At 44.5% G+C, this 23727-nt stretch carries 25 protein-coding genes and 8 pseudogenes; 16 read left to right on the plus strand and 17 right to left on the minus strand.

Translation table 11 applies throughout. The features are described 5' to 3' along the window. Window positions 1-29: 29 nt before the first annotated feature. From infB to JCM16161_RS18365, 6 genes and pseudogenes are all read left to right on the plus strand, one after another. Window positions 30-1824, plus strand: a pseudogene (gene infB, locus JCM16161_RS11040) (translation initiation factor IF-2). Between the two features lie 183 nt (window positions 1825-2007). Then, the gene (locus tag JCM16161_RS11045) at window positions 2008-2301 is read left to right on the plus strand and encodes a hypothetical protein (protein WP_054855874.1); all 294 of its coding nucleotides are present in this window, start codon (window positions 2008-2010) and stop codon (window positions 2299-2301) included. A gap of 293 nt (window positions 2302-2594) precedes the next feature. Next, window positions 2595-2795 carry a hypothetical protein gene (locus tag JCM16161_RS18350; RefSeq protein WP_243671457.1) on the plus strand — a complete coding sequence of 67 codons (201 nt, stop codon included), beginning with the start codon at window positions 2595-2597 and terminating at the stop codon, window positions 2793-2795. Further along, a complete protein-coding gene (locus tag JCM16161_RS18355; RefSeq protein ID WP_243671458.1) occupies window positions 2792-3436 on the plus strand; it encodes a hypothetical protein in 645 nt (214 codons plus the stop codon). Before JCM16161_RS18350 ends, JCM16161_RS18355 begins: the two co-directional genes overlap by 4 nt. 17 nt (window positions 3437-3453) lie before the next feature. Continuing rightward, entirely contained in the window at window positions 3454-4104 is a 651-nt protein-coding gene (locus JCM16161_RS18360; protein ID WP_243671459.1) for a hypothetical protein, read from the plus strand. 267 nt (window positions 4105-4371) lie between these two features. Then, window positions 4372-4647, plus strand: coding sequence for a hypothetical protein (locus JCM16161_RS18365; protein WP_243671460.1), 276 nt, complete (start codon window positions 4372-4374; stop codon window positions 4645-4647). Between the two features lie 130 nt (window positions 4648-4777). On the opposite strand, the gene JCM16161_RS11060 is transcribed toward JCM16161_RS18365, so the two are convergent. The 6 genes and pseudogenes from JCM16161_RS11060 to JCM16161_RS18385 all read right to left on the minus strand — a co-directional run. Further along, window positions 4778-5788, minus strand: a complete 1011-nt coding sequence (locus tag JCM16161_RS11060; RefSeq protein ID WP_243671461.1) for an ATP-binding protein — start codon at window positions 5786-5788, stop codon at window positions 4778-4780. Window positions 5789-5795: 7 nt separating this feature from the next. Continuing rightward, complete coding sequence (locus tag JCM16161_RS18370; RefSeq protein WP_243671462.1) at window positions 5796-6041, minus strand: hypothetical protein; 246 nt, start codon at window positions 6039-6041, stop codon at window positions 5796-5798. Between the two features lie 128 nt (window positions 6042-6169). Next, window positions 6170-7575: pseudogene (locus JCM16161_RS11065) on the minus strand (4-hydroxybutyryl-CoA dehydratase). 104 nt (window positions 7576-7679) lie between these two features. Continuing rightward, a complete protein-coding gene (locus JCM16161_RS18375; RefSeq protein ID WP_243671463.1) occupies window positions 7680-8093 on the minus strand; it encodes an acyl-CoA dehydrogenase in 414 nt (137 codons plus the stop codon). A gap of 14 nt (window positions 8094-8107) precedes the next feature. Further along, window positions 8108-8578 (minus strand): acyl-CoA dehydrogenase, encoded by a 471-nt coding sequence (locus tag JCM16161_RS18380; RefSeq protein ID WP_243671479.1) that lies wholly within the window; start codon window positions 8576-8578, stop codon window positions 8108-8110. Next, window positions 8573-8885, minus strand: a pseudogene (locus tag JCM16161_RS18385) (acyl-CoA dehydrogenase family protein); the annotation flags it as partial. The pseudogene JCM16161_RS18385 and the gene JCM16161_RS18380, both read right to left, overlap by 6 nt. A gap of 280 nt (window positions 8886-9165) precedes the next feature. Here JCM16161_RS18385 and JCM16161_RS11075 point away from each other — a divergent pair. The 3 genes and pseudogenes from JCM16161_RS11075 (at window position 9166) to JCM16161_RS18390 (ending at window position 11831) form a co-directional block, all read left to right on the plus strand. Then, window positions 9166-10853, plus strand: a pseudogene (locus JCM16161_RS11075) (long-chain fatty acid--CoA ligase). A gap of 58 nt (window positions 10854-10911) precedes the next feature. Further along, a complete protein-coding gene (locus tag JCM16161_RS11080; RefSeq protein WP_243671464.1) occupies window positions 10912-11532 on the plus strand; it encodes a hypothetical protein in 621 nt (206 codons plus the stop codon). Continuing rightward, window positions 11517-11831 carry an amidohydrolase gene (locus JCM16161_RS18390; protein WP_243671465.1) on the plus strand — a complete coding sequence of 105 codons (315 nt, stop codon included), beginning with the start codon at window positions 11517-11519 and terminating at the stop codon, window positions 11829-11831. Before JCM16161_RS11080 ends, JCM16161_RS18390 begins: the two co-directional genes overlap by 16 nt. A gap of 25 nt (window positions 11832-11856) precedes the next feature. Here the strand turns inward: JCM16161_RS18390 and JCM16161_RS11085 are convergent, their stop codons facing one another. Both JCM16161_RS11085 and JCM16161_RS18395 read right to left on the minus strand, forming a co-directional pair. Continuing rightward, on the minus strand, window positions 11857-12246 hold the full coding sequence (locus JCM16161_RS11085; RefSeq protein ID WP_243671466.1) for a hypothetical protein: 390 nt from the start codon (window positions 12244-12246) through the stop codon (window positions 11857-11859). A gap of 17 nt (window positions 12247-12263) precedes the next feature. Next, window positions 12264-12404 (minus strand): hypothetical protein, encoded by a 141-nt coding sequence (locus JCM16161_RS18395; RefSeq protein WP_243671467.1) that lies wholly within the window; start codon window positions 12402-12404, stop codon window positions 12264-12266. A 156-nt stretch (window positions 12405-12560) separates the two neighbouring features. On the opposite strand from JCM16161_RS18395, the gene JCM16161_RS11090 reads away from it, so the two are divergent. After that, entirely contained in the window at window positions 12561-13652 is a 1092-nt protein-coding gene (locus JCM16161_RS11090; protein ID WP_054855875.1) for an MFS transporter, read from the plus strand. Here the strand turns inward: JCM16161_RS11090 and JCM16161_RS18400 are convergent. The 5 genes and pseudogenes from JCM16161_RS18400 to JCM16161_RS11115 all read right to left on the minus strand — a co-directional run bounded on the left by JCM16161_RS18400 (window position 13645) and on the right by JCM16161_RS11115 (window position 17319). Beyond that, window positions 13645-15086 (minus strand): annotated as a pseudogene (locus tag JCM16161_RS18400) (APC family permease). The gene JCM16161_RS11090 and the pseudogene JCM16161_RS18400 overlap by 8 nt on opposite strands. A 123-nt stretch (window positions 15087-15209) precedes the next feature. Beyond that, window positions 15210-15803 carry a hypothetical protein gene (locus tag JCM16161_RS11105; protein WP_054855878.1) on the minus strand — a complete coding sequence of 198 codons (594 nt, stop codon included), beginning with the start codon at window positions 15801-15803 and terminating at the stop codon, window positions 15210-15212. Next, window positions 15796-16125 carry a DUF364 domain-containing protein gene (locus JCM16161_RS18405; protein ID WP_243671468.1) on the minus strand — a complete coding sequence of 110 codons (330 nt, stop codon included), beginning with the start codon at window positions 16123-16125 and terminating at the stop codon, window positions 15796-15798. The genes JCM16161_RS11105 and JCM16161_RS18405 overlap by 8 nt, the downstream gene beginning before the upstream one ends. Then, window positions 16122-16574: a hypothetical protein gene (locus JCM16161_RS18410; protein WP_243671469.1), complete on the minus strand. Its 453-nt coding sequence runs from the start codon at window positions 16572-16574 to the stop codon at window positions 16122-16124. The genes JCM16161_RS18405 and JCM16161_RS18410 overlap by 4 nt, the downstream gene beginning before the upstream one ends. Window positions 16575-16577: 3 nt before the next feature. Next, window positions 16578-17319 (minus strand): annotated as a pseudogene (locus JCM16161_RS11115) (DUF72 domain-containing protein). A gap of 133 nt (window positions 17320-17452) precedes the next feature. On the opposite strand from JCM16161_RS11115, the gene JCM16161_RS11120 reads away from it, so the two are divergent. Beyond that, complete coding sequence (locus JCM16161_RS11120; protein ID WP_054855879.1) at window positions 17453-17815, plus strand: aspartyl protease family protein; 363 nt, start codon at window positions 17453-17455, stop codon at window positions 17813-17815. A gap of 102 nt (window positions 17816-17917) precedes the next feature. On the opposite strand, the gene JCM16161_RS18415 is transcribed toward JCM16161_RS11120, so the two are convergent. The 3 genes and pseudogenes from JCM16161_RS18415 to JCM16161_RS11140 form a co-directional block, all read right to left on the minus strand. Then, window positions 17918-18106 (minus strand): PIN domain-containing protein, encoded by a 189-nt coding sequence (locus JCM16161_RS18415; RefSeq protein ID WP_243671480.1) that lies wholly within the window; start codon window positions 18104-18106, stop codon window positions 17918-17920. Between the two features lie 637 nt (window positions 18107-18743). Further along, window positions 18744-19395, minus strand: a pseudogene (locus JCM16161_RS11135) (2,5-diamino-6-(ribosylamino)-4(3H)-pyrimidinone 5'-phosphate reductase). Between the two features lie 9 nt (window positions 19396-19404). Then, on the minus strand, window positions 19405-19929 hold the full coding sequence (locus tag JCM16161_RS11140; RefSeq protein ID WP_054855881.1) for a GTP-dependent dephospho-CoA kinase family protein: 525 nt from the start codon (window positions 19927-19929) through the stop codon (window positions 19405-19407). Window positions 19930-19969: 40 nt separating this feature from the next. On the opposite strand from JCM16161_RS11140, the gene JCM16161_RS11145 reads away from it, so the two are divergent. The 5 genes and pseudogenes from JCM16161_RS11145 to JCM16161_RS18420 all read left to right on the plus strand — a co-directional run bounded on the left by JCM16161_RS11145 (window position 19970) and on the right by JCM16161_RS18420 (window position 23363). Beyond that, complete coding sequence (locus tag JCM16161_RS11145; RefSeq protein WP_054855882.1) at window positions 19970-20875, plus strand: hypothetical protein; 906 nt, start codon at window positions 19970-19972, stop codon at window positions 20873-20875. A gap of 79 nt (window positions 20876-20954) precedes the next feature. Beyond that, window positions 20955-21227 carry a hypothetical protein gene (locus JCM16161_RS11150; RefSeq protein WP_054855883.1) on the plus strand — a complete coding sequence of 91 codons (273 nt, stop codon included), beginning with the start codon at window positions 20955-20957 and terminating at the stop codon, window positions 21225-21227. 99 nt (window positions 21228-21326) lie between these two features. Next, a pseudogene (gene truD / locus JCM16161_RS11155) lies at window positions 21327-22632 on the plus strand (tRNA pseudouridine(13) synthase TruD). A gap of 69 nt (window positions 22633-22701) precedes the next feature. After that, window positions 22702-23151 (plus strand): hypothetical protein, encoded by a 450-nt coding sequence (locus JCM16161_RS11160; protein ID WP_243671470.1) that lies wholly within the window; start codon window positions 22702-22704, stop codon window positions 23149-23151. Window positions 23152-23162: 11 nt separating this feature from the next. Further along, window positions 23163-23363, plus strand: a complete 201-nt coding sequence (locus tag JCM16161_RS18420) for a hypothetical protein (protein WP_243671471.1) — start codon at window positions 23163-23165, stop codon at window positions 23361-23363. Window positions 23364-23379: 16 nt separating this feature from the next. Here the strand turns inward: JCM16161_RS18420 and JCM16161_RS18425 are convergent, their stop codons facing one another. Continuing rightward, window positions 23380-23694, minus strand: coding sequence for a hypothetical protein (locus JCM16161_RS18425; RefSeq protein WP_243671472.1), 315 nt, complete (start codon window positions 23692-23694; stop codon window positions 23380-23382). Window positions 23695-23727 lie beyond the last annotated feature (33 nt).

Consider the following 23727-nt stretch of genomic DNA (forward strand, 5'->3'; position numbering starts at 1 on the left):
ATCAAGCCTACCCATCATTCTAGATAATTATGAGTAAGACTGAGGAGTCATTGATGGATTATAGGCCGCCAATCACCGTAGTAGTTGGCCATGTCGATGTCGGTAAGACACTACTTCTTGATAAGATAAGGGGGACCTTCGTAGCCTATAGAGAGCCTGGCATGATTACACAGCACATAGGCCTATCATTCATACCATGGAGCGCCGTGGAGAGGATAGCCGATCCATTACTCACGAAGTTTAGGCTTAAGGGTAAGGTATGGATTAAGGGCTTCCTCATGGTGGACACCCCCGGTCACGCAGCGTTTTCAAACCTGAGGCGTAGGGGTGGTTCCGTGGCCGATTTAGCGGTTCTCGTCATAGACATCACCAAGGGCTTTGAGGAGCAAACCTATGAGAGTCTCACGTTAATTAGGTCTAGGAATATACCGTTCGTGGTTGCGGCAAATAAGCTTGATAGAATATATGGTTGGGAACCCCATGAGAATGCGCCATTCCTCGACTCATACGATAAGCAGAGGGAGGATGTCCAGGGTAGGGTTGAGGAGGCCATTGCAAGGATAATAGAGGAATTTAATAAGTTGGGTATGGATGCCGATAGGTATGACAGGGTGAGGGACTTCAACACCCAGGTGCCCATTGTACCCACGAGTGCGGTCACCGGCGAGGGCCTGGCCGACCTGCTAGTCGTGCTTGCTGGGTTAAGCCAGAGGTTTAGTAGGGAGAAGTTAAGGGTCACCTATGGACCAGGTAAGGGCGTTGTCATGGAGATTAGGGAGGAGAAGGGTTGGGGCGTCACGGCAGACGTCGTGCTTTACGACGGCGTGATTAGGAAAGGTGACTTAATAGTAACGGCGGGGCTCGAGGGCCCGGTAAGCACTAAGGTTAAGATGCTCGTTATGCCAAAGCCGCTTGATGAGATGAGGGATCCTGAGGATAGGTATATGTTCATGGATGAGGTTAGGGCAGCGGCTGGCGTTAAGGTGATTGCTGATGGGCTTGATCAGGTTGTTCCAGGCGCGCCCGTTCTTGTTGTTCCACAGGGGGCTTCACTGGATGAGTATGTGAAGTTGGTTAGGGAGGAGGTTTCGGAGGTTAAGATAGAGACTGATAAGGAGGGTGTCATTGCTAAGGCCGATACATTAGGTACTCTCGAGGCGATGGTCATTTACCTCAGGAGTCAGGGTATACCTGTTAGGAAGGCTGATGTTGGTAATGTGAGTAGGAGGGACGTTGTTGAGGCCTCCATAGTTAGGAAGAAGGACCACTTTATGGGGTTGTCTTGGCATTCAATGTTAAGGTTCCCCATGATGTTGAGGTTGAGGCTATGCAGTACGGGGTGAGGATCTTCAGGAATGAGATTCTGTATAGGCTCGTTGAGGAATTCACCCAGTGGTATAGGGAGCAGAAGACGAAGCTCGTAGAGATGGAGCTCGATAGGTACATAAGGCCTGGGAAAATAAGGATACTTCCTGGTTACGTATTTAGGAGGAGCAATCCCGTCATTGTCGGTATTGCGGTGCTTGAGGGGTTGATAAAGCCTGGATATCCATTGATTAGGGGTGATGGTAAGAGGGTGGGTAGATAATGCAAATACAGGATAAGGGTAAGAACATACCAGAGGCTAGGAAGGGTATGGAGGTTGCAATATCGATAGAGGGTAACATAATGGTTGGTAGGCAGATTAAGGAAGGCGATGAATTGTACGTGGACGTACCCGAGGAACACGCAATAACCCTAATGACGCAGTTTAAGGATCACCTAACGGAAGATGAAATATCGCTGCTTAAGGAGATATTGAAGATTAAGCGTTCTTCAAAATAACGCCTTTGCAATCGCGCATTTCTACCGATGATAGTCGACGTAAATATTATCCATAACAGCATCTTTAAAGTATAGTAGTTTATGTATTAATGGATAATGCTTATAAAGGAAAAATAGGCAGATGAGCACGGTGGTAAATATCTGGGACTGGAAAGGTATCGAATAGACCTTCCCGTAGATGAAATGCCCACACACTGGTACAACATACTCGCAGACCTACCAGAACCATTACCACCACCATATGACCCAGACAATGGTAAAAGACTCGAACTCCTAAAGCAGGTAATACCCTCAGAGCCCCTTAGGCTTGAATTCTCCACGGAGAGGTTCGTGAAAATACCCGAGGAAGTCCTGGAACGCTACTTACAGGTGGGTAGACCAACACCTCTAATCAGGGCGAGGAGGTTTGAGGAATACCTAACGCGCCCGTTAGAATTTACCTATAAGGTTTTAGTGATGAGAAATTCCTATCTATAAAACTCGAGCTCTGTTAAGCAATAATTACTTAATTTTACTAGTTTTACTTCCTACTTGCTGACCTCGTTATCACATGAGTCCTTATCCTGATTGTCCTCGGCTCGTTACTCGTTATTATACGTGCTACTTTTGTGCCTTGGCTTAACAATATCATTACTCAATATCTTTACCTGCCTAATTACCCTAATCTCCCTATCAAGTCTTTACGTGGTAATCGTCATTGCAATTCGTTGTAATGCCTCACCGTCAGTGACTTATTAATTCGGTTGATGAATTAATTTAATGAATGCCTCATGACTCCTGGCTTGAGGATTTGCCGGGGCAAGAAGGTCAGGGGCGAGAGGAGACTAAGGTGCGGTGAGGAAGTTGATGATCCAAGGGTCGTTGAGGAGACAATGAGGTTGATTAACGAGTTCCTTAGTCGAGTAGAGAAGCGCAGAAGCGTGCTGTTAAGTGATTTGCTACGCCGTTTGATTACGCCATCAACGCATTGAATGATTGGCTATCGAGGATTGAGGCTAAGATTGGGGAGGACGGTGACAAGGACGTAGTTAAGCTGAGGATGGCAATGTTTGATGTCGGCGAGAAAATGCTCGAACTCCTAAGGAGGGCAAGGGAAAAATGGCTAAGCACCTACAAACAAGAGCTCGAGGAGTTGATCAAGAAATTAAGGAGGGGTGAAACTGAGATAATCATAACAGGAGAACCACTCAACAACAATAAATCATTCATGGTACACCTATACATTGGACATTCGACGATTGAGGTAGCGAGAGTTGCTAAGTCAGGCAACATTACGATAAGCATATCGCTAACAGGCCTTAAGGGTATTGATGTTTTCGTACCCAAGTTTCTTGACGACAAAAGACTCAGGGCATCACAATACGGGTTATTGTTGACCGATGGGACGACCAATAAGAAGGGCTACCCAGCAATGGGTACAAATCGATTATGGCAAGCCATTATTTTCTCACTGATATTCCCAGGTAAAAGCAATGTGAGCATACGCGGCTTAAGCCTTAATAATGACGTAAAGGTTACCTGGAATTTAGTTGCTATCGACATAAAGGCTTATTCAAAAGTAAGGCTAAAATCGCTTGGCAAGTCCTTGATCTCGATAATAAGGAATTCCTAGTATTCTTATTATTTGCTGTGCTTGGAGATGGCGATATCTGCATTAAAAAGAGAAGAATTAAGCTTAACCTCGGTAATTCGAAGCATGAAATATGGGGTAATATTATTAAGAAGTTAACGAGTCTCGGATTCAGGAATAAGGATAATGAATATAAGAGGACTTACACAGTTTGGTCTTCAAAAGCCATCGCCCTGACGCAGAGAGTTCTCGATGATTCTATTATTAAATTAATGATTGAGGATTTAAGTAAGTTAGTAGACGCCGAGAAGCTTAGGCGATTAATCATATTAGCTAGCACGAAAGTTAAGCCGATAGGTAATTCGTCAGTTGAGGTCGTCGGCATAAGGATGACTGTAAGTATTAATAATAAGGGTCTCGTTAAACTTATAGTTGGGCGTAAGGACTACGAAAATGCTATAGAAATTCAGAAGAGATTGAGGGAGGCTAAGTATAATGCTGAGTTAAAACATTGGGGTGAGAGATACGTGGTTTACCTAAACCATAGTGAAATTAATAAGCATCCAGAGCTCATTATCAAGGTCTGTGAGGTCCTAAAGAGAATGCTCAAGGAAGCAATCAGCGAAGGCGAGGAAAAGAGGGCAAGGTCAATAGCAAGGGCGATGGCGAAACTAAACTGCCAAGACCCCGCCCAGGGCCCACGGGCTTAACATAATTCCTCTATAATATATTTTTACTTTTACTCAGTTTTTATGCATGATGTTAATGTTCATTTAAGTCCAAGCAAGTTAACGAAGCACGACAAAGAGACATTAAAGATCAAGCTAAACCAGCAAGCGGTTTAAAGCTCGCCATTACCGTATTATTTTACATCGATTACTTGGGGTGGGGCGTTCTTCCCATTCATTGGTGAGGAGCTTAGGAGTGGTAAGGTTAGGAGGAGGTACATAGCTGTAGGTGCCCTGGAGGTTCCTAAGGTGACTAGGGGCGTCTATAGGTATGATGACCCTGACACTGGTAGGGTATTGCCTCAATTGAAGATGTATACTATTGGTGCCGACTTCGTGCCGCCACCAATCTACGCAGGTGGTTTGAGGTATCATGCAGTGGCGCCGACATTATCCTACTTAATGAGTAAGGGATATGTTGAGGGGCGTGATTATGATCAAGAGACTGTGTTTAGAATGGCTCAGATATTCGCTCAGGTTGAGGGTTATGTACCTGCCCTGAGACTGCCAATACACTACCCGTAATTAAGGAGATTGCTGATGAGGCTAGAAGGACCGGTGAGAGGAGGGTCATTCTCGTCAGTTTTTCAGGGCATGGACTGCTCGACTTAAGTAATTACGCGGACGTGCTTGGCTTTGAGAAGGCGTGAAGCGTTCATATGCTTAGCCCCGATAAAAATACGTAGGCGGGGACTACATCAACATTCTCCGTATCTCTCGATATTGTTATTACCCTCTTCATTTTACCCGCCCTAGCGCTCACATGCTCACTTCTTCTTCCGTACTTTACCTCATAACCTGTGAAGTCACTGAGCGAAATAACATCGATTTCCCTACTGCCAATCGTGGTATAACCAACCTCACTAATCCTAGCCAGGTGCGACGCTACAACTCCCTCAACGATTATTGACTCATCAGGTACCTTCACACCAGTCCAGAACGAAACTACTCGGTATATGAATGGATCCATGAAGTGGATCTTAATCAATTTCCTATAGTCTTTATTCCCTGTGTTAACATCAATGTGGTTAAGCACAGTAATTAAGAACATCTTATTTAGTAAATTTATGTATTCTGAAACGGTTCTGTGCGAAATGCCGAGATCCTTAGCTATTGAGTTATAGCTTATTTGAGAACCAGCCTTTTCAAGCAGTATCGAGAGTATTTCCTTGAGCAACCCCTCATCCTTACCAGCCCTCTTAGTGTCATAAATTATCCAATCAATGTATGACTTATAAACATCACTCGTTATCATGCCGAAACTAAAGTAGGAATTTATTGATAAGGGAAAACCACCAGTCACTAAGTATTTTTCGAATAGGTTCTTAATCTCCTCATACCAACCAGGCGCCACCTCGATCTCCGGCCTTAGGGCCTTTATGTATGATCGAAAGCTAAGAGGATACAGAATAACATCCGCGCCAAAGCCTCTCCTGCCGGGAAATGTTTCTATATCACCCCTTAAAGCAATGCTTGTTGAACCCGTTATGGTAATAACGTCATTTTTGAATAATCCCCTATCTATGCCATACTTGATTGCCCTAAACCAATCACTTACGTAAGTTATTTCATCAAGGAATATATAACTTGTTTTGATACCACGTTCCTCCTTTACTTTAATATACCTCTTTAAAACATTGATTAATTCCTCATAATCAGTGAGCAAGTCACAGCTATAATAAAAAAATGGCCTCAGGCCTAACCTCATGAAGTAAGTCCTTAATGATTAACTTAATCATTGTAGTCTTACCTACCTGCCTAGGTCCATAAATAAAGTTTAGAGAAAATGGCTTAAGTGACACAGCATTAACTTCTCTGGGCATCCACCTGACCCTAGCATTACGCCACCTAATGATATCGGGATCCTCATCAATATATTCCCTACCCCTCCACCAGGGATTAAACTCTTCAAGACTCATATTTGTTATTTCTAGTATCAAGAAATTTAAATACATTTGTTATTTCTAGTATCAAGTTCGATCACTTTTTTTACAATTAATAATGCAATAATTAGTATTTTATTTTTATTTTACGAAATATTTATTGATTATAGTTTTATTTTATTCAATATTTTATTTATTAATTCTTCTGCCTCCTTATAATTGTACTCCCTCAGCATTCCTATCTTACTAGCCGCTTCAGAGCCCTCAGCATGTATCATAGCCGTTAATAGGTAACCCATTAGGTGGCTCGCACCTAACTCCCTGACTAAACTCATTATCTTATACCTCGTATCACCATCAACCGCGCCTCTGAGATACTTACTAATGTATTGCCTCTCCTCTAGGTTTATGTAATCATCGTGTGAGGGCATTGTGGCTATTAAACCACCTGCAATGTCTATGAGCCATGCACGACATCTATGAAGTGGGCATTAGCGTACAGCTTACTTACGTTTGTGTATATGGGGTTTGGTACCGCAATGCCCTCATCAATCCAGGGCTCCAGGCGGCCGCCATGGCCCCCATCCTCATTATCTCCTTATACATGATCATCTGAACTAGCCAATCCCTAACATGTGGTGCGTTCTCAATCCCATTAGCCCTGGCGGCATAGAGCGCGGCGCCCAGGTATAAATTAGCCGTGGCTGCCCTGTAGGATATTGCCGTGAACCTGTGATAAGTTGCGAAGGTCCAAGCCAACTGCCCAGCGAAATCCCACTCTCTAAACAGGAATACCCTGTCCCAGGGTACGAAAACGTGGTCAAAAATCGTTAATGATTCAACCTCAAACCTACTCGCTGCATTAACCGCGTTTGGATTGCCGTCATACTCAAGCACGGGCCTAACAATAAACTTGAGCCCCTTCGTGTTTGCGGGCACGGCAAAGGCAACGGCGTAATCCCTATCACCTTCAACCATAGCCCTATAAGGTAATACTATTATCTCATTGGCCACGTCCCTGGGTCGTGTGTATCTTAGCCCCATTAACCACAATACCATCATCACGAACCTCAACAACCCTAAGATACATGTCCTTATCCTCCTGCTCATGAGGCCTCCTAGCTCTATTACCCTTAACATCCGTTTGAGCAACCGCTATCGCTAAGTCATTCCTAACAACATACTCGTAATACCTCATGACCCTATCATAATAATTAGTGCCGTACTTCCTATCAACTTTCTTGGCAATTATCATTAATGAGAAGAGCGCATCACTACCTATTGCCTGGACTATGTTAAATAAGCCATCAAACCTAAGGGTATCCTCATAAATCAACTTATGTCTTTCGAGTAGGTCATTCGTATTCCTAGGCACCTTAAAGTACTTACTTATACGCCCGTAGTTAGGGTCTTCATAAAGCCTATCCACGACATCGAAAAGATCCGCTGCATGCTTAACGGCTATGCTAATTACCGGGTGCGTGGTTATATCATCAACCCTCTTACCCCTATAGTAAACGACCCTACCATCCCTGACGGAGTTTATATACTCTACGGCCGACCTAGGCATAAGTAAAGCATTTAGGGAAATAAATTAAATCTAACTTATATATAGCATCAGAGCGAACATTAAAATTAGGAGGTAAGGTTAGAGGAAATTGTAGGTTGTTTTAACTATGGTTTCCATACCCCCCTTCTTAATGCGTCGGTTATTGTTAGTAGGTTTATCTCATTCGTTCCCTCGTAAATCCTCGTAACCCTGTGATCCCTCCAATACCTCTCCACATCAAATTCCTCAAAGTATCCATAACCACCATGTATTTGTATGGCCTCGTCAATCACGTAATTAGCAACCTCAGTTCCATAAACCTTAGCAGCACCTGCTAATGCTCCCATGGCCCTTGGATCAATCTTAAACTTTAAGTAGTCATCAACATAATACGCAGCTCTATATATTAATGACCTAGCTGCCTCAATTAGCATAGCCATTCTGGCTAGTTTTTCCTGGATTATTTCGAAGTTTATCAGTGGTTGACCAAATTGTGTTCTCTTTTGGGCATACTCAAGGGCCTTATCAAAGGCAGCCAATGCAATGCCAAGGCCTAAGCTGCTACGCCGATTCTCGATACGTTGAAGTACGCTAATGTCCAGTAGAAGCCCTGGTTCAAGCCCTTTTCTTCACCACCAAGTACGTTCTCCGCGGGAACCTCGACATTATCGAGGTAGATCTCGCCAACAGGGATTGTCCTCTGTCCCATCTTTCCTGTTAGTCTCCTAATGGTTACTCCAGGCCAGTCTGTGTGTATTATGAATAGTGTCTGGCCTCTATGCCTCTTCTCGGGGTCTGTCTGTGCAAGGAGTAGGCCGTACTTAGCTGTTGGTGCGTTTGTTATAAAGGTCTTCATACCCTTAATTATGTACTTATCGCCCTTCTTCACAGCCACCGTATTTAACTGCGTGATGTCACTACCATGCTCGGGCTCAGTATATGCGCCGAAGAATGTATTCTCACCTTTATAGACAGGCGGTAAGTACTTCTTCCTCTGCTCCTCAGTGCCAAAGAAATAAAGCATATGGGATGTGAATGGGCCGGACATCACTGCAACGCCCAGTGTTGGTTCTGCCCTAACCAATTCCTCAGTAACAACTATGTCGCTAGGTATGTAGTGAATCCACCACCGCCGTACTCAGTGGGTATTGATGGGGCTAGTAGCCAAGCTCGCCAGCCTTTTTGTATAAGTCCCATGGAAACTCCTCCTTCTTCTCATATTCCCTGGCAAGCTCCGGCGAGAAATTCCTCTGGGCAAATTCCCTAGCAGTCTTCCTAAGCAATTTCAACTCCTCAGCATACTGCGGAAACAAATCCAAAATATCCGTCATCAAAGGTTAATTCAATCGCCAAGCACTTAAGCCTAATTAATAAATACACTATATATACACAACACCGTTAATGAACTCGTTGATACAATGCTTTAGCGACCTTATACCCTATATACTCAACTAATGATATGTCTTTTGTTAATTGCTTCTTAATTATTTAGTTCTAGTAATATTATTGCTTGTTAAATTTAATTTTTTTATTTTTATTAAATATCTAAATAGAGCTATATATTAATAATAAGGATTAAGCCTAAGGTTACTCTAATTTATTAATTTAATGATGTCTGCTGAGGAGTTTGTAGAAAGGGCTTCGGAATTTTACGATTTTCCATTAACACTAACCAACCTTATGAAGTGGGGCGTTGATACATTCCCTGAGCAGGAAATAGTCTATGCGCCACCGGACGCACCTAGCTTAGGCTTACGTTTGCCCAGGTCTGGGATAGGGTTAGGAGACTCGCCACGGCACTCGAGCAGCTCGGCGTTAAGCCAGGTGATCCTAAGAGATTGGGTACCAGGGTTGGCGTGCTGGAGTGGAATTCGCACAGATACCTGGAGCTGTATTACGCGGTTCCAGGCCTTGGTGCGGTACTACATACGGCGAATGTGAGGTACTCACCCGAGGATTTAGCATATACTATTAATCATGCTGGCGATGAGATATTATTCGTTAAGGACGAATTCCTACCATTACTCCAGGCAATAATGCCAAGGCTTAAGACTGTTAGGAAGGTAGTATTAATGACGGATAAGCCAGAGCCACCACAGGTAAAGCTTCCTGGGGTTGAGGTGTATAATTATGAGGACTTAATAAAGGATTCGAGCCCATACGACTTTAAGGACCTTGATGAGAGGACTGTGGCCACGTTATTCTACACCTCGGGAACCACCGGATCGCCGAAGGGTGTATTCTTCACCCATAGGCAGTTGGTGCTTCATGCAATGGCCATAGCCATATCAACTGCGGCGCCACCCTACGAGCTTAGCATTAGGGATGTGGTAATGCCGCTGGTGCCCATGTATCATGTGCATGCATGGGGAGGCCCGCATGCAATGTTCCTTGCCGGGCAGAAGTACGTATTTACTGGACGCATGGATTGGGGCTACATACTGAGGACAATAAGTGAGGAGAAGGTAACGTACGTATACGGAGTCCCCGTTATATTATATCTACTACTCACACACCCTGACTCACCAAAGTATGATCTTAGGGGTCTTAAGTACGGCAATGGTGGCTCAGCAATGCCTGAGGGACTTTACAAGCTGGCCAGGTCTAGGGGCATCATAGTAATTAATGGCTATGGTTTATCCGAAACAGCGCCTGTGATCGCCCAGGCATTATTTAAGGCCTCAACACTAAATTGGCCTGAGGATAAGAAGGAGAATTACCTAATGAAGGGGCTTAGACAAATACCACTGACATTCATTAGAGTTGTTGATGAGTATGGTAGGGATGTTCCGAGGGATGGTAAGACCATCGGCGAGATCGTGGTTAGATCACCCTGGTTGACACCAGCTTACTTTAAGGATCCTGAGAAGACGAGGGAACTATGGCGCGGTGGTTGGTTGCACACGGGCGATGTGGCTGTATGGGATTCTGATGGTCATATATGGATTATGGATAGGCTTAAGGACGTGATTAAGAGTGGTGGTGAGTGGATCGTGAGTACGAAACTGGAGGACATAATTAGTACTCACCCGGTGGTTGGTGAGGTTGCTGTTATTGGTGTTCCTCATCCTAAGTGGGGTGAGAGGCCAGTAGCCATAGTCGTGCCAAAGCCAGGCCAAAGAATCACAGAGGATGAAATCAAGAACTACCTAATGCAATTCGTTGAAAAAGGCGAAATACCAAAATGGTGGATACCAGACAAAGTAATAATTAGTGAGAAGGAACTGCCAAAGACAAGCACGGCAAAGGCGGATAAGAAGGTGCTCAGGGAGATGTACAAGAATGTGCTTTCGGCATGAAATATATAGAGTATGTATTGATTAGTATTTAAAAGCACAGCTGCTATATGCATTCTATATGATAATCGATTTCCATGCATGTCCATCGGTAGACTTATCCTTAATTAAGAATAGACTTTCATTAATGAAGGTTACAAGGGTTGTTTTACAGCCGATAGATGCATTGCCATTATTTCATGTATTACCCAACGATTTCTTTAGGAAATTGTCAAGTGAGGATCCATACTCAGCACTACTCTGGAGTAAATTTATCCTTAGGTTGACGAGTATGTGGTCGCCGAGGATGTATGATAACGTTAAGCTTTGGCATGAGGCCTCGCATTACGGCGATTTCTTTATATCACTCGCCAGTATTAATCCATCCCTTGGCATTAAGTACGTATATGAGAAGCTTAATGAATTAGAGGGTCTCAATGTTAGGGGTATTGTTGTGTCACCAACGCTTCAATTATTTGACCCAGTAAGTACGAGGGCCTTTAGGGCTGTGCTCGAATACGTCGAGAAGAACGACATGCTTCTCATTATGCACCTAGATCCTTGTCCATACAATGTGAATGTATGCTTTAAGAGCCTCATGCCGGACATCCTCAACGAGATACTTGAAAGATATAGTATTAACCTGGTCTTATCCGCCCTGGGTATTTCTGAGGGCATGGCTTACCCATGCTTGAGAGAGTAGCCAAAATAATGAAGAGGTATGACAGGGTTTACATGGAGTCCACAGGCATTTCCTGTATATTATTTAATACATCAATGGGCAGGGGCTTCGTGAAGTCCGTGGGCACTGATAGAATACTCTATGGCGGTGGTTACCCATACCTAAGGCTTGGGCAGGTGACTAAGAACCTAAACTGTATTGAGTCATCAGGATTGCCCAGGCGTGATCTGGAGTCAATATTATATGACAATGCCGCCTACCTATTGAGGGATATGGGTATTGATATTGAGAGTGGGGAGATAGAAAATAAAATTAATTGATTTTAACCTAGGTTATTCATGCATTTCATGGCGGTATCACACCAAGAGGTGGTGGTATTCCTAGCGATACCACAGCACCGAGTATCAGAAATAATGCGCCATCAATAATTGCCAAGAGACCCGAGGTCCAATGCAACTTGGCGTTCGCCTTATAACCTGCTATTGCCGCGGTTAATACCTGGAGCGCCAGGAAGAGCAGTGCCAATGCCAATAATATTTGCCCAGTTAAACCCGCTAGGACAGTGACAAATAAGAAGTAGATCCCTGAGTATAGAAGCACGTGGTTCATGGCAAATAAGTTACTCTTACCAATAGTTGCTGCTATACCAATCATCCAGAGAAGCGCGTCAAATACGGCGGTGGCAGCCGCGGCTAAGGCATCACCTGCGAGCACATCAAATAAAGTACCTATCAATAACATGATCCCCCCACTTATGAATACAATACCCAAGTCCCTGGCTCATTCTTCTTCCCAATATTCATATTGACGCCGCCAACCGTTATAAGCATGGCACCGCCAACTATGTACACAAGGTCTGTTGTCGCCAGAGCCATGCTGGATATGGCATTCATACAAGTTAATGAATAATTAGTACTTAGATTAGAGTATATGTTTTACTTTTTATATTTATATTATTTATATTATCAAAAAGATATATACTATATTGAGCACGTAAATGGAGAATTTACGATAAAAAAATAAATGCTATGTAAAGCAGTGGGTCTAAAATGAGGAGGACCATTACTGCAGCGGTCATAATATTGGCCAGGGTAATATACAGCGCCTATTGGTTTTACTTAGCCCCTGCACTGCCAATAATTGGTACTGAGTTTAGAATTAGCAGGGCATTACTCGGTTTGGTCCCGTTCATGTTTATTGTCGGTGCCGCATCATTTCAAATACCCGCAGGCATCATCGCGAGTCACCTGGGTAACGCTAGGACAGCAGGTATTGGCCTGCTCACCATGGCAGTTACAGGCCTATTAGTGCCCTTTAGCGTTAATTTCTATGAGGTATTGATCCTCAGGTTAATTGCAGGTGTTGGTGCCGCACTATTCTTCTCAACAGGCGCCGCAATACTGTCAACGGCATACCCTGAAAGGGTTGGTACATTACTCGGTATTTACAACGCAGCCTTTGGCCTTGGATCTGGGATAGGCTTGGCATGGGGTGTTACATACACCTTACTTGGGTGGAGATTATCAACACTACTGCTAAGCATTGTCGGAATTCCAGTGGCATTGGTTGTCCTCCTTATCCAGGGTGGTTACATGCGCAGATTACGCATTAGCTTTAGCCGTGATGCGATAATGATTGGCGTGGCAACAAGCGGCTTTTGGGGCGCGTACTACGCGGCCGGTAGTTTATTACCTACCTACGCCGTTAGTAGGGGTTTACCCCTTTACACATCCTCATTATTAACATCAATAATGCTATTCTCGAGTATATTCGGAGGACTTTCTGGGCGAATTATTGATGTTATTAAAAGCAGGGTTCTATTAATAGTGGTTTTAACGATAGTAGGCACCGTACCACTAATCTCAATACCCACGTTAAACATAATAGCCATAATAATTGCTGGAGGTTTAATGGGTTTCACAAATGAATTAGCGCTAACTGCGGCTTACACATTGGCAGCTCGGCATGAAAACCCAGCCCTATCCCTCGCCACACTAAATGCCCTGAATATGATCATTGGCATGTGGCTTAGCGTAATATTTACGGAGACTATGGTAATATCATACTCACTACCCTGGATATTAATGATAATAATATCCCTAGCCCTCCTACCGCTACTTAAACTTGTAAGGGTTACTTAATCATTCTGTAACCATGAACTCTAGATCCGAAGAATGCTCCTCGAACTACTAATACCCTTACCGTTAAATAAACTATGACTATCGCGAGGAGTATGAAGTACGGTATTAACTCGACTATGTTTATGCCAAGCACGGACTCCGTTACCGTAAATATCGTTATTAAGGCCGCCGCCACGGACACGGCCTTATCTAGACTCCTCATGGTGTCAACACCGTAAAGCACGGCCTTCACCTTCATCGTGGCTGCCCTAAGCAGGGCAAAGTTAGCCGATAAGTGGACTATTAAATTAGCGAGCATTGATAGGAAGCCAAGGAGTAGGAAGGCATTGAATGGCCCAAGTAAGTAAGTGGTTACTAGCGCAATTGCGTCGAGGGCCAACGCACTGATTAACACCGAGATTACTGGGTTACCCTTACTATTAACCAGGGATAACGCACTCGGTAATTGTCCATCATCAGCCATGGCATACAGCGTCCTTGATGATGCGAGTACATAAGCCAAAGCACCAAGCACGCCATCATTAATCATCGTAAAGATTACTATTGGGTCGAGTAGTACACCAAGGAAGTGGTGCAGTACTATTACGACGGGTGATAAGCCCCTGCCTGTGGCTTCATTTAGGAACTTAATAAAATCGTGAATATTCATGTATGATAAGCCGGCAACCGCCGTTGAGTAAATGGCGAGTGCTGCCAGGGCGCCGCCAGTTATTATGACGGCCTCCACTGCCCGGCTAACGGTTTCCCTAGCCTCTTAACCTCGCCGCTCAGTGGCGCTATTGTGCCATAGCCCGTGGGGATTGCTATTGCGTAAACCACCGCAACCATCAATGTTGATAACGGTACTGAGCCCATGTAAGCAAAGGGATTGAAGAACACTCCATGGGGAATCAGAAGTAATACCGTGGATATCAATATGAGGGCCGCCATCTCAAGGGAGCCCGCGAAAACTGCGTACCTAGCCGATATTCTAATGCCCAGGTATGCTAGTACGGTCATTATTGCCAGGGATATGGGTAAACTAACCTGCCAGGGAATTCCCAAGATCCATTGGGCGAGGTATGAGGCACCAATCACGTAGGCAGCGCCGTAGGGAATGGCATAGAATAGGTAGTTCCAACCAATGAAGAAACCCGTTGATTTACCACCGAGGTACTTAACGGCGTACTTATAATAACCGCCGGCCTCCGTAACCCTCTTACTGAGTCGCGCAACCACGAAGCCGTTAATAAATGCTATGAGTGTCCCAATTATTATAGCTACGGGGCCCGCCAATCCGGCTATGGCTAGGGTCGCAGAGGCGTAGGTTAGGTCGCTAAGAAATGGTGATTGCCCGCCTAGGCTTGCGAAGAATACGTCCCAGAATCCCAATACCCTACGCAGGCCGACCTCGCTCACGTTATTACGCAAATTATTACTTACATGATTGTTCATATTTATGACTTTATGATATCATAGAAACGTTGTCTTTAAAAAAACTAACTGCTTTTTACTGAAGTATCCATTGCGTATGACCGTGAGGAAGCCGTATTATTCATGGTTACTTTTAAAAATTTTCTATTTAGAATAATTAGAAATAGAAGGACAAGTCTCAATTAATAATCTCCTAAGCACTGATTGAGAATCACCAGGCCCCCTAATGTGATGATTAACAGCATTACCGCAGTTGAGGTCCATGCCCTTGCCAGCAATCACATGTATTTCACTCCCCAACCCACAGGGGTTGGGCACTAATCTTCTGAGGTATTTCATGTACGTACTCGACACCCTAATGATCACGCGATCCCACCTGCCACTAAGTAGTCTATCTAGGTCGGGATTACCATAGGCCATCCATTTGCTCAGTATGGATTCATCAGCAACCCCTAGGTAGGCGTCGTAAGGTATTATCCACCTCTCACCGCTTATGATCCCGTACCTAGCCGAGAGTATGAAGACGTCGACGCAGCCCCTGAACTTCCTGAGAACCCTGAACTCGGGCCCGTCATACATATCAAGGGCCGGCTTCATCAAATCCATCAATTTACCCCTATACTCATCCTCCCTCTCAAGGTCAAAACCAGGTATGAGACCAAGCCTCCCCCTCACCAATTCCATACTAACTGATTTCCTCTTACTACAATTAATAATAACGAGGACGTTCTTACCCATGAGAATCCCTCACAGACACGTACTTGAACAATAACCCCCTCCTATCGAGCAGTCGGTAACCTGCGCCTAGCTTAAGTAATTCAATAACTAAACGAGGCTCCTTAACTAGGGAGCTCCCAACAACGTCGATGCCCAACCCATGAAGTACGGGAGGGTATGCAGCCGCCGAGGGGCCGCTCAATATAGTAATTGCTCCATCCCTCCTCATAATCAGCAATTGATCAATCGTATTATTGATAATCGCGGAACCCGTTATTACTAATAAGTCGCACCTCGGTATTATAAGCGGCGCATCAACATCTGGGTAACTATCATGCCTCAAATCGCTCCTCCTCTCGAGCTGGTAAACGGTGCACTGACCCTGAGCGCCTCGGCGACTGGCGTAATACTACCAATGAAGCAGGCGGTGCATGGGGGCTTAGCATACCTCAGGATCTCTCTCTTTAAATCACCCTGGGTAAGCCTAAGTCCCTCACGCACGACGAGGTAGTGAGATACTGCATTAACCAATGCGATTCCCAAGGTCCTAACTAATGAGTCAAGGTTGGTGACAAGTTCGGGTAGTTCCTCAACCCTTGGAATGACGCCGACCTCGCCAGCCCTTAAATCCTCAACCGGGGTATAGGCGATACCGAGGAACTCCCCAAGCCTAGTCCCTATGAGCACGTATGTATAGTTGAGGCAGTTGCATTGGTCAAGGACCCTAACATCATCATTACCGAGCAGTTTCAAGACACCCTCAGCGACCTGCCTACTGAAGGTGCTCACCATATATCACTTCCCAATTAGCTTCATGAACCTGATGGCATCATCAAGCATGTGCACGTTATTGAACATCACGTAAACGGTGGATGAACCAACACCATCAATGAAACCCTTAAGCCTGCTCAGGTCATCATCAGTGTACTTATATGAGTAATTAACCTCACCCTTACCAATCCCATGAAGCCTAAGGTAGGCTGTACCACGGGTGACCAGCATCTCATGCTTAAAGGGGTCAACAACATGCACAATACCAGTCTCCTCAAATACCTTTTTTTAGTAAGTTGACATTATTATAACTAACGCCCCTAGGCTCCCAACCGGTCCTATCGCTATTACCTATTGTGCGGAAGAACTCAATAATGTCCCTAACGCTATCCTCAGTCACCTCCATGGAGGGCGGCGTCTGAAAGACATAGAATACGGGGTTAAGGGGCTTGGTTACGTTGACAAATTCATCCCAGAGCTCGAGATTCTCCCTCGTGGGCCTAAGCAAGCCGTAATTACCCAGGTTACCCGTTAACTTAGCCCTCCTTATTCTACGCCAGGTCGGCGAATCACTCGTGTGAGTTAACCCCTGAAACACCTTAACGGCAAACTGAAAATCAGCAGGAGCCTCCCTCCTCAGGCTACCCATTCTTTCCTGCGTTGGTAAGTCATAAAAAGTCTCCTGCAGCTCCACAACCTTAAATAATGAATAATATCTTGATCGTGCCGTGGGAAATCCGCAAGTGCCTACTAGGATGTTCTTCATTAATTAATAACTAATTATGGGCTATATTATGCTTTATCCTGCTTTCTCTCGATAATATGGCTCTTTAACGACTTTTATTAGCTATTTCCTGTTATAGATTTAATTACTCCTTTAATTATTACTTATACATGTTATGGGTTATGTTAGGGTTAAGGGTGTTATAGGCAATGCGGATAGGTCAAGGGTTAGGGAGGTTGATTTCCTAGTTAATGCTGGCGCGTTTTATACTGTAATAAATCCAAACCTTGCCGAGGACTTGGGTATAAAGCCCATGGCAAGTATAAGGCTTAGGCTGGCTGATGGTCGCGAGATCGCCGCTAGCCTATCGCTGGCTTACATGCGATTCCTTGATAGGGACGGCGTATTCCCAGTAATTATTTTGGAGTCTCCCGAGCCATTACTTGGGGTCGTAACCCTCGAAGGTCTTGGTCTTCGTGTTGACCTAACCACTGGCCGATTAGAGTATTCGAGACCATATGGATTGGCGGTACTTTAAGTCATCTTTACGCAATAATGGCCATGAAGTTACGTATTTAATTACTTAAAGATTAAATTATTACTTAGAATAGAGTGCCATTAATAGAGGTGCGCCATATCGCTATGACGTCCGTAATACATCACGTGGTTCTAACCTCTTTATGTCTGTTTTATCGAAGTCCTTATCGAATGATATCAATTTAAGGCCTATCTTCTTAGCGTAGTAATAATGAAGGCCATCGTCAAAGTCCAAGCCTACCTTAAACGCAAGCTCCGCGGCCATAGCCTCCTCATCAACCGGTGAATCGATTATTACGAGCCCACGCCAAGTACTTATCTCAGACAGGAACTTACTTACTAAGTCAGGCTTACCTAGAATGGCCGATATGGCATGTATAGTGAAATGAAGAGCGTAAGCCTAATGTCTCCTTTCTTAACCCTGTTAAGGAACTCATAGCATTCAGCCACTTATCCCTTCTATATATTACCTCCAGGAATATGTTGGCGTCAATTAGGTACATGGGCCCTCCTCCTTAAGGCCTCGACGAGGTCCTCACCACTCCATTGATAATCAGACTGAAGGCCAAGGCCCACGATAGCATCAATACTACCACTAGTCTCGCCATAAAGCGCGAGTTCCCTGGCTATTAAATCAGCGACAGCCTCGATAACGAACCCCTCCTAAGCCCATACCTCTCAGCCACGTACCTACGAAATCTCTCAGCCAAATCCCTAGGCAACTCAACCTTAATAACCTCAACATCTCTCTTACCCTTACTCATAAACCAAACACTAAGGAAATATAAGTACAAAAGTACTTAAGAACCTTTTTATTAAGCAACGCCAAGCGTTTAATGACATCAACCATAATTAATAATATTAAAGATTTAGGAAACATCAATAATGGTTTCTTTGGCAATCACGACCATCGCCATTCCTGGCGAAGTTCATATTGATGAGTAACACCTCTCAACGACATAGTTAATTATAACCTCCTGACCGCATTCGCATACGTTGACGGACTTAAGCCTTAACCTCGGCCCCTCCATCGTTGTTGGGTACCCCTCACCCTCGATGAATGATGTGCCCGCCCCAAATACATATGGTGATATTGTGAGCCTAACCTCATCCACAAGCCCCTCCTTAATCAATTCCCAATTAAGGTGCCCACCACCCTCCACAAGGACCCTCTTAACGCCCTTCTCCATGAATAGTCTCTCGAGGACTTCCTTAAGGTTGACACGTTCCTTACCCATTATCCATACCTCAACACCCATGTTCATTAATTGAGTAATCTTACTACGGTCAGCCTGTTCTGTAGTGACTATTATCGTTGGCGCCTCCTTATTAATGACAACCTTAGCCATCAATGGTATTCTCAATTTCCCATCAATAACAACCCTTATGGGGTTTTTAACAGCCTTAACATACCTAGCGTTAGTGTTGGATCATCATTAATTATGGTATTAGCCCCAACCATTATCGCATCAACACTTGCCCTAACCTCATGGAGTCGCCTGAGGTCGAAGGGGCATGAAAGCTTGAATAACCCGTCTTACTGGCTATCCTGCCATCTACCGAGGCTGCCGAGACTATAATGACGTAGGCTTAGGCATTACCCGGTCTCATCATTGAGAATAATTTTAACATTGCTAGCTTATACTCATCATTCACCGGTATGGCGATTAGGTAACCGGTATAGAGACCGTACAACACCAGGGAACCTCTCGGTGCCAGGAGTACGGCGGGTATTGCGAGTAAGTCCTCCTCACCATCAACCTGAATGAGAACCCTCAATCCACCCACCGCCTCCCTCATTGCACTCCTCACGGCATTAATCACGTCAATACTTAGCGTGGCCGGCCTATTAACCACATTAACGACCTTATCGAACCCCTTAGTCTCCATACCCATGCCAATAGTCCTCCTTGTCTTTAAGTCCATGAAGGCCAGGTTAGGCACCTTCCAATACCTGATCGCGTTAAGCGTCACCACATCACCAACAGTTATTAGGAAGTGGTCATCATACTCACTCCTTACCCTGATAATTGACTCAGGCGCCTCCCTACTAATCGCTATACCAAGTGGCCAAGCCATCATAGACCTAGCCCACTTACTAACGAGTACATACACAGCAATGGCTTATTAACAAGCCATTAATAAGGAGTATCGCGTGCTCGCATACATTGATTACCCCGATTGGCGACACACGATTGAGGATTACGTAACATTAGACGAGTTACTGATGAGGAATATGAAGCAGGCTCTCTCGCTTATTGTGATGGTTGGTGGTGGTTATGATGAGTCAATTAATAGTGCATTTTTGAGGGTTTGGAATGGGTTGACGGGTAATAAGGGCTTTATCGAGGATGTTCACGCATTGGCTGTTCAGTTTAGGAGGGGGTTGATTGAGGAGGTTGATTTAATTAGGGCATTGATTGACCTGTTCAGTAGAAGGAGCTTTTCTCTGGCTGATTTAATAATGATGAATAACTACCTCAAGCTTGTTAATGATATTAATGTCCTGGACCTTGGGCTTGTCATATTCTATGAGAATCCCGAATCCATACTGGCCGGCGTTAGGGAGCCCCCTGACCTAGTGCCGAATAAGTTGGTTAGTAGGGAGTTGACTATAGACCTGGAGGCTAGGTGCATGGTTGTTAAGAGGACGTTCTCTGTACACCTGTCCAGGCAGTATGAATCAGGTATTTACGTGGTTGACTGGTCCAACCCTGGCTTGATACCGTATAGTAAGTTCGCAATACCTAGGGTTGAGGGTGTTGAGGTTTCAGACCCTGTCTTCTCAGCCATTGTTAGGTTTGGCGTTAGGGCCGTGAGTAGGATTGTTGGTAAGGAATTCGTACTCACCTTACCAAAGCCCATGGATGTTAAGACGGACTCTGATTACTGCGTTGGTAATGTATTTGTCTCCCTGCCCCAGAGCATGGGGCTTAGTGATTACTTGTCCCTGATTGGTAAGTTAATGAGTATGGGGTATAACGTGCGTAAGTCGCCATTTACCCGCGTTGATGATCTTATCGAGCACTGCCTATCGAGTCGTGGACAGGAAGTGAAGTGAAAGTTTCACTAAGCTCTGTTACTTGTTGTATACATGGGTCTGGAAGTAATTTATTAATCGCAGAGAGAGTAATTAACTGATGAGTAGCTTCAGAAAACTTTCACTAATGAGGGTTAGGGGATTGGTCGTTGCCGTGGCCTCAATAAATGGTGAAAGGCATGTCCTAGTGAATAGTGAGACTTATGAAATAGTTAAGGAGGTGCATAGGCTACTTGGGCTTAGGAAATGCTCAGTATGTGGTCGTTGGATTAGGCCTGTGGAACTTGGTTACGTTGAAATAGTGAGTAATAAGGTTGTTAGGACGGTATGCCAGGACTGCCTTAACAAGGCCTATTCAGCATTGCCGAATTAATGAATGAATGCCCTTATTAAGTGATAAGTCCTCCCTCTTTAATACCAGGTTAGTAAAATGCCCCTAGCTTCGGAGGCCTGGCTTGATAGGTATGTTGGGATGAATTACTACATCACTGACTGCGAGGGCGTTGGTGGTAGAGTTAAGGAGAGACTTGAGGACTTCATTGTTGAGGAGGTGCTGATTGATGGGCAGGTCGTGCCCACAAGCATTACCGGTAAACCACTGCCAAGGATTGTCGGTAGGCCCGGTCCCTGGGTCTGGATGATTATTGAGAAGAGGGGCATTGATGCAATAACACTATTGTTAATACTAAGTAGGAGACTCGGCGTTAGTCCTCGTGACATCAGTTTCGGAGGCCTTAAGGACGCGGTGGCCGTAACATCGCAGGTAGTTTCTGTGCGCGGAATCTCGATTAATGACATACCCAGCGACTTTGGTAGGGGTATTAAGGTGCTTAATGCGGTTAGTATGGATAGGGCATTCATAACGAGCGATATTTGGGGAAATGAGTTCACCATAAGGGTTAGGAACATTGATGTATCCAGGAAGGACAACATTAACTGCATTATTAATCAATTGATGGAGAGGGGCCTACCCACATATTATGGTTATCAAAGGTTCGGCTTAAAGAGGCCGAATTCCCACGTAATAGGTAAGCACATAGTTTTTGGTGAGTTTGAGGATGCGTGAATGAGTTGCTGGCTCATGCATACCCAATGGAGCCTCCAAGGATTAGGGAGGTCAGGGAGTTCATTGTTAGGACGGGTGATTACTCAAAGGCCCTTGAGTTAATGCCCAGGAATTACCGGTATTACCCGGAGAGGGCTGTGCTTAGGCAGTTGGCCAGTAATCCCAGGGACTTCGTAAACGCCCTAAGGAGGCTGCCCCGTGAATTACTGAACCTCTACGTTGAATCTTATCAATCATACCTATTTAATCTAGCCCTAAGTGAGAGGATTGGCAGGGGCCTACCGATAAATAGGGCATTGCCTGGCGATATTGTCGTGCTACTTGATGAACATGGGTTACCGACTAAGCACGTTATTTATGTGAATGAGTCTATGGTTGATAAGGTTGATGAATTAATAGTGAAGGGTCGTGCAATCCCCGTGGGGCATTTAATAGGTTATAACACTAAGCTTCTACCGGGCCCCCAAGGCGATATAGAGCTTAGTGTGCTTAGGAGGGAGGGTGTGGATTTATCGATGTTTATGGTTAAATCAATACCTAAATTATCAGTTAGGGGTGGTTATAGGCCGTTATTTACCAAGCTATAATCATTAATATTAACTTGATTGGTAATGAATTGAGCATGGTCTTTAGACTGCCCCGTGGTAATTATGCCACAGTACTTCTTAGGGAGTTGATGAAAAGTGGGCAGCCTGAGGTTGACTTCACGTGAGTTGTTTCATCGCTAAGTCATAAATGTGACTAAGAAATGATATTAAAGGCAAATCAGTGACGCAGTAAGATGCAACCCATATTATTGGGTGTCCTGGGGCTTGAGTATCAGGGATTTATGGAGTGCGAGACCAACTTCCTACTGTCACTAATGAACTCAATAGAGAGGGGCGTTACTGAGAATAAAAAGCCACAATATCCAGACAGGTCATGGTGGTCTGTGCTGATGATGGAGCCTGTGAAGGAGGTACCGAACATAGACCCAATACAGTCACCACTCGTCAAGTTGACGAGGGCATCGCTAATAAATATACCAATAACGGACCCAACATATGGAAAATACAGCATTAGGATGAATCAAGAGGTTGACCCAGCAACGGAGATAAACAATGTGATAAATGCCATAATAGCCGAGGCCCAAACAAGGCCTGTGATAGCCTCAATTAACGCGCTCGAAAGGTTCCTTCACACAAAGCCGCAACTAAAGTGCGAAATTTATAATCAACTCGATAGGCATTAAGGTCATTAATAATGAGGAGTGGTATAACGCACATAATACTATTTTCACCTTACGGAAGTCCACAGGGGCCAGATGAGGGTAACCACTCGGACTACGGTGTTTATATAGCCACAGTAACGAGACCCAGGCATGAGGACACGGTTAAGGTTCATGAAATAGGCTACCTATTTAATCAGGCCGTTGAGGATGTAATGGCAAGCCAGGGATTCTAGGTATAAAGAATTACTATTAATTTTTCAATCCCAAGTAACGAGTCACGGCATTATTAATGTCCTTAATGCTGATTAAATTAATCCCATGTACGACCCTAGTTGGTATTGGTATTGATAGGTAATCATCCTCAAGAAGCCTTGTCCAGGTTTGCGATATTTTCCTCCCAAATACCGTCAGTAATTCCCTGAACACTTCCGAATTATACCACGCGGCGATCATTGGGTTATTGATTCTAACTATGTAGAAGTTCTTCGAGGCGCATAACGGCTTGTCACTATAGTTGGCGATAACCCTGTGCCTGGCTAGGTCGATCTTGTCGTGGATGAACACGTAACCATAGGGTTTCTTACTCTGTAATTGTCG

The sequence above is a fragment of the Vulcanisaeta sp. JCM 16161 genome (genome assembly GCF_001316285.1).

Excerpts from the sequence above, each read along its gene's own strand:
- JCM16161_RS11090 (WP_054855875.1), top strand. The coding sequence starts at position 12,561 with ATGAGGAGGACCATTACTGCAGCGGTCATAATATTGGCCAGGGTAATA.
- JCM16161_RS18350 (WP_243671457.1), top strand. The coding sequence starts at position 2,595 with ATGACTCCTGGCTTGAGGATTTGCCGGGGCAAGAAGGTCAGGGGCGAG.
- JCM16161_RS18390 (WP_243671465.1), top strand. The coding sequence starts at position 11,517 with ATGCTTGAGAGAGTAGCCAAAATAATGAAGAGGTATGACAGGGTTTAC.
- JCM16161_RS18410 (WP_243671469.1), bottom strand. The coding sequence starts at position 16,574 with ATGGTGAGCACCTTCAGTAGGCAGGTCGCTGAGGGTGTCTTGAAACTG.
- JCM16161_RS11080 (WP_243671464.1), top strand. The coding sequence starts at position 10,912 with ATGATAATCGATTTCCATGCATGTCCATCGGTAGACTTATCCTTAATT.
- JCM16161_RS11120 (WP_054855879.1), top strand. The coding sequence starts at position 17,453 with ATGGGTTATGTTAGGGTTAAGGGTGTTATAGGCAATGCGGATAGGTCA.
- JCM16161_RS18370 (WP_243671462.1), bottom strand. The coding sequence starts at position 6,041 with ATGAGTCTTGAAGAGTTTAATCCCTGGTGGAGGGGTAGGGAATATATT.
- JCM16161_RS11160 (WP_243671470.1), top strand. The coding sequence starts at position 22,702 with ATGCAACCCATATTATTGGGTGTCCTGGGGCTTGAGTATCAGGGATTT.
- JCM16161_RS11045 (WP_054855874.1), top strand. The coding sequence starts at position 2,008 with ATGCCCACACACTGGTACAACATACTCGCAGACCTACCAGAACCATTA.
- JCM16161_RS11105 (WP_054855878.1), bottom strand. The coding sequence starts at position 15,803 with ATGGGTAAGAACGTCCTCGTTATTATTAATTGTAGTAAGAGGAAATCA.
- JCM16161_RS11150 (WP_054855883.1), top strand. The coding sequence starts at position 20,955 with ATGAGTAGCTTCAGAAAACTTTCACTAATGAGGGTTAGGGGATTGGTC.
- JCM16161_RS18420 (WP_243671471.1), top strand. The coding sequence starts at position 23,163 with ATGAGGAGTGGTATAACGCACATAATACTATTTTCACCTTACGGAAGT.
- JCM16161_RS18395 (WP_243671467.1), bottom strand. The coding sequence starts at position 12,404 with ATGAATGCCATATCCAGCATGGCTCTGGCGACAACAGACCTTGTGTAC.
- JCM16161_RS18380 (WP_243671479.1), bottom strand. The coding sequence starts at position 8,578 with ATGCTTTATTTCTTTGGCACTGAGGAGCAGAGGAAGAAGTACTTACCG.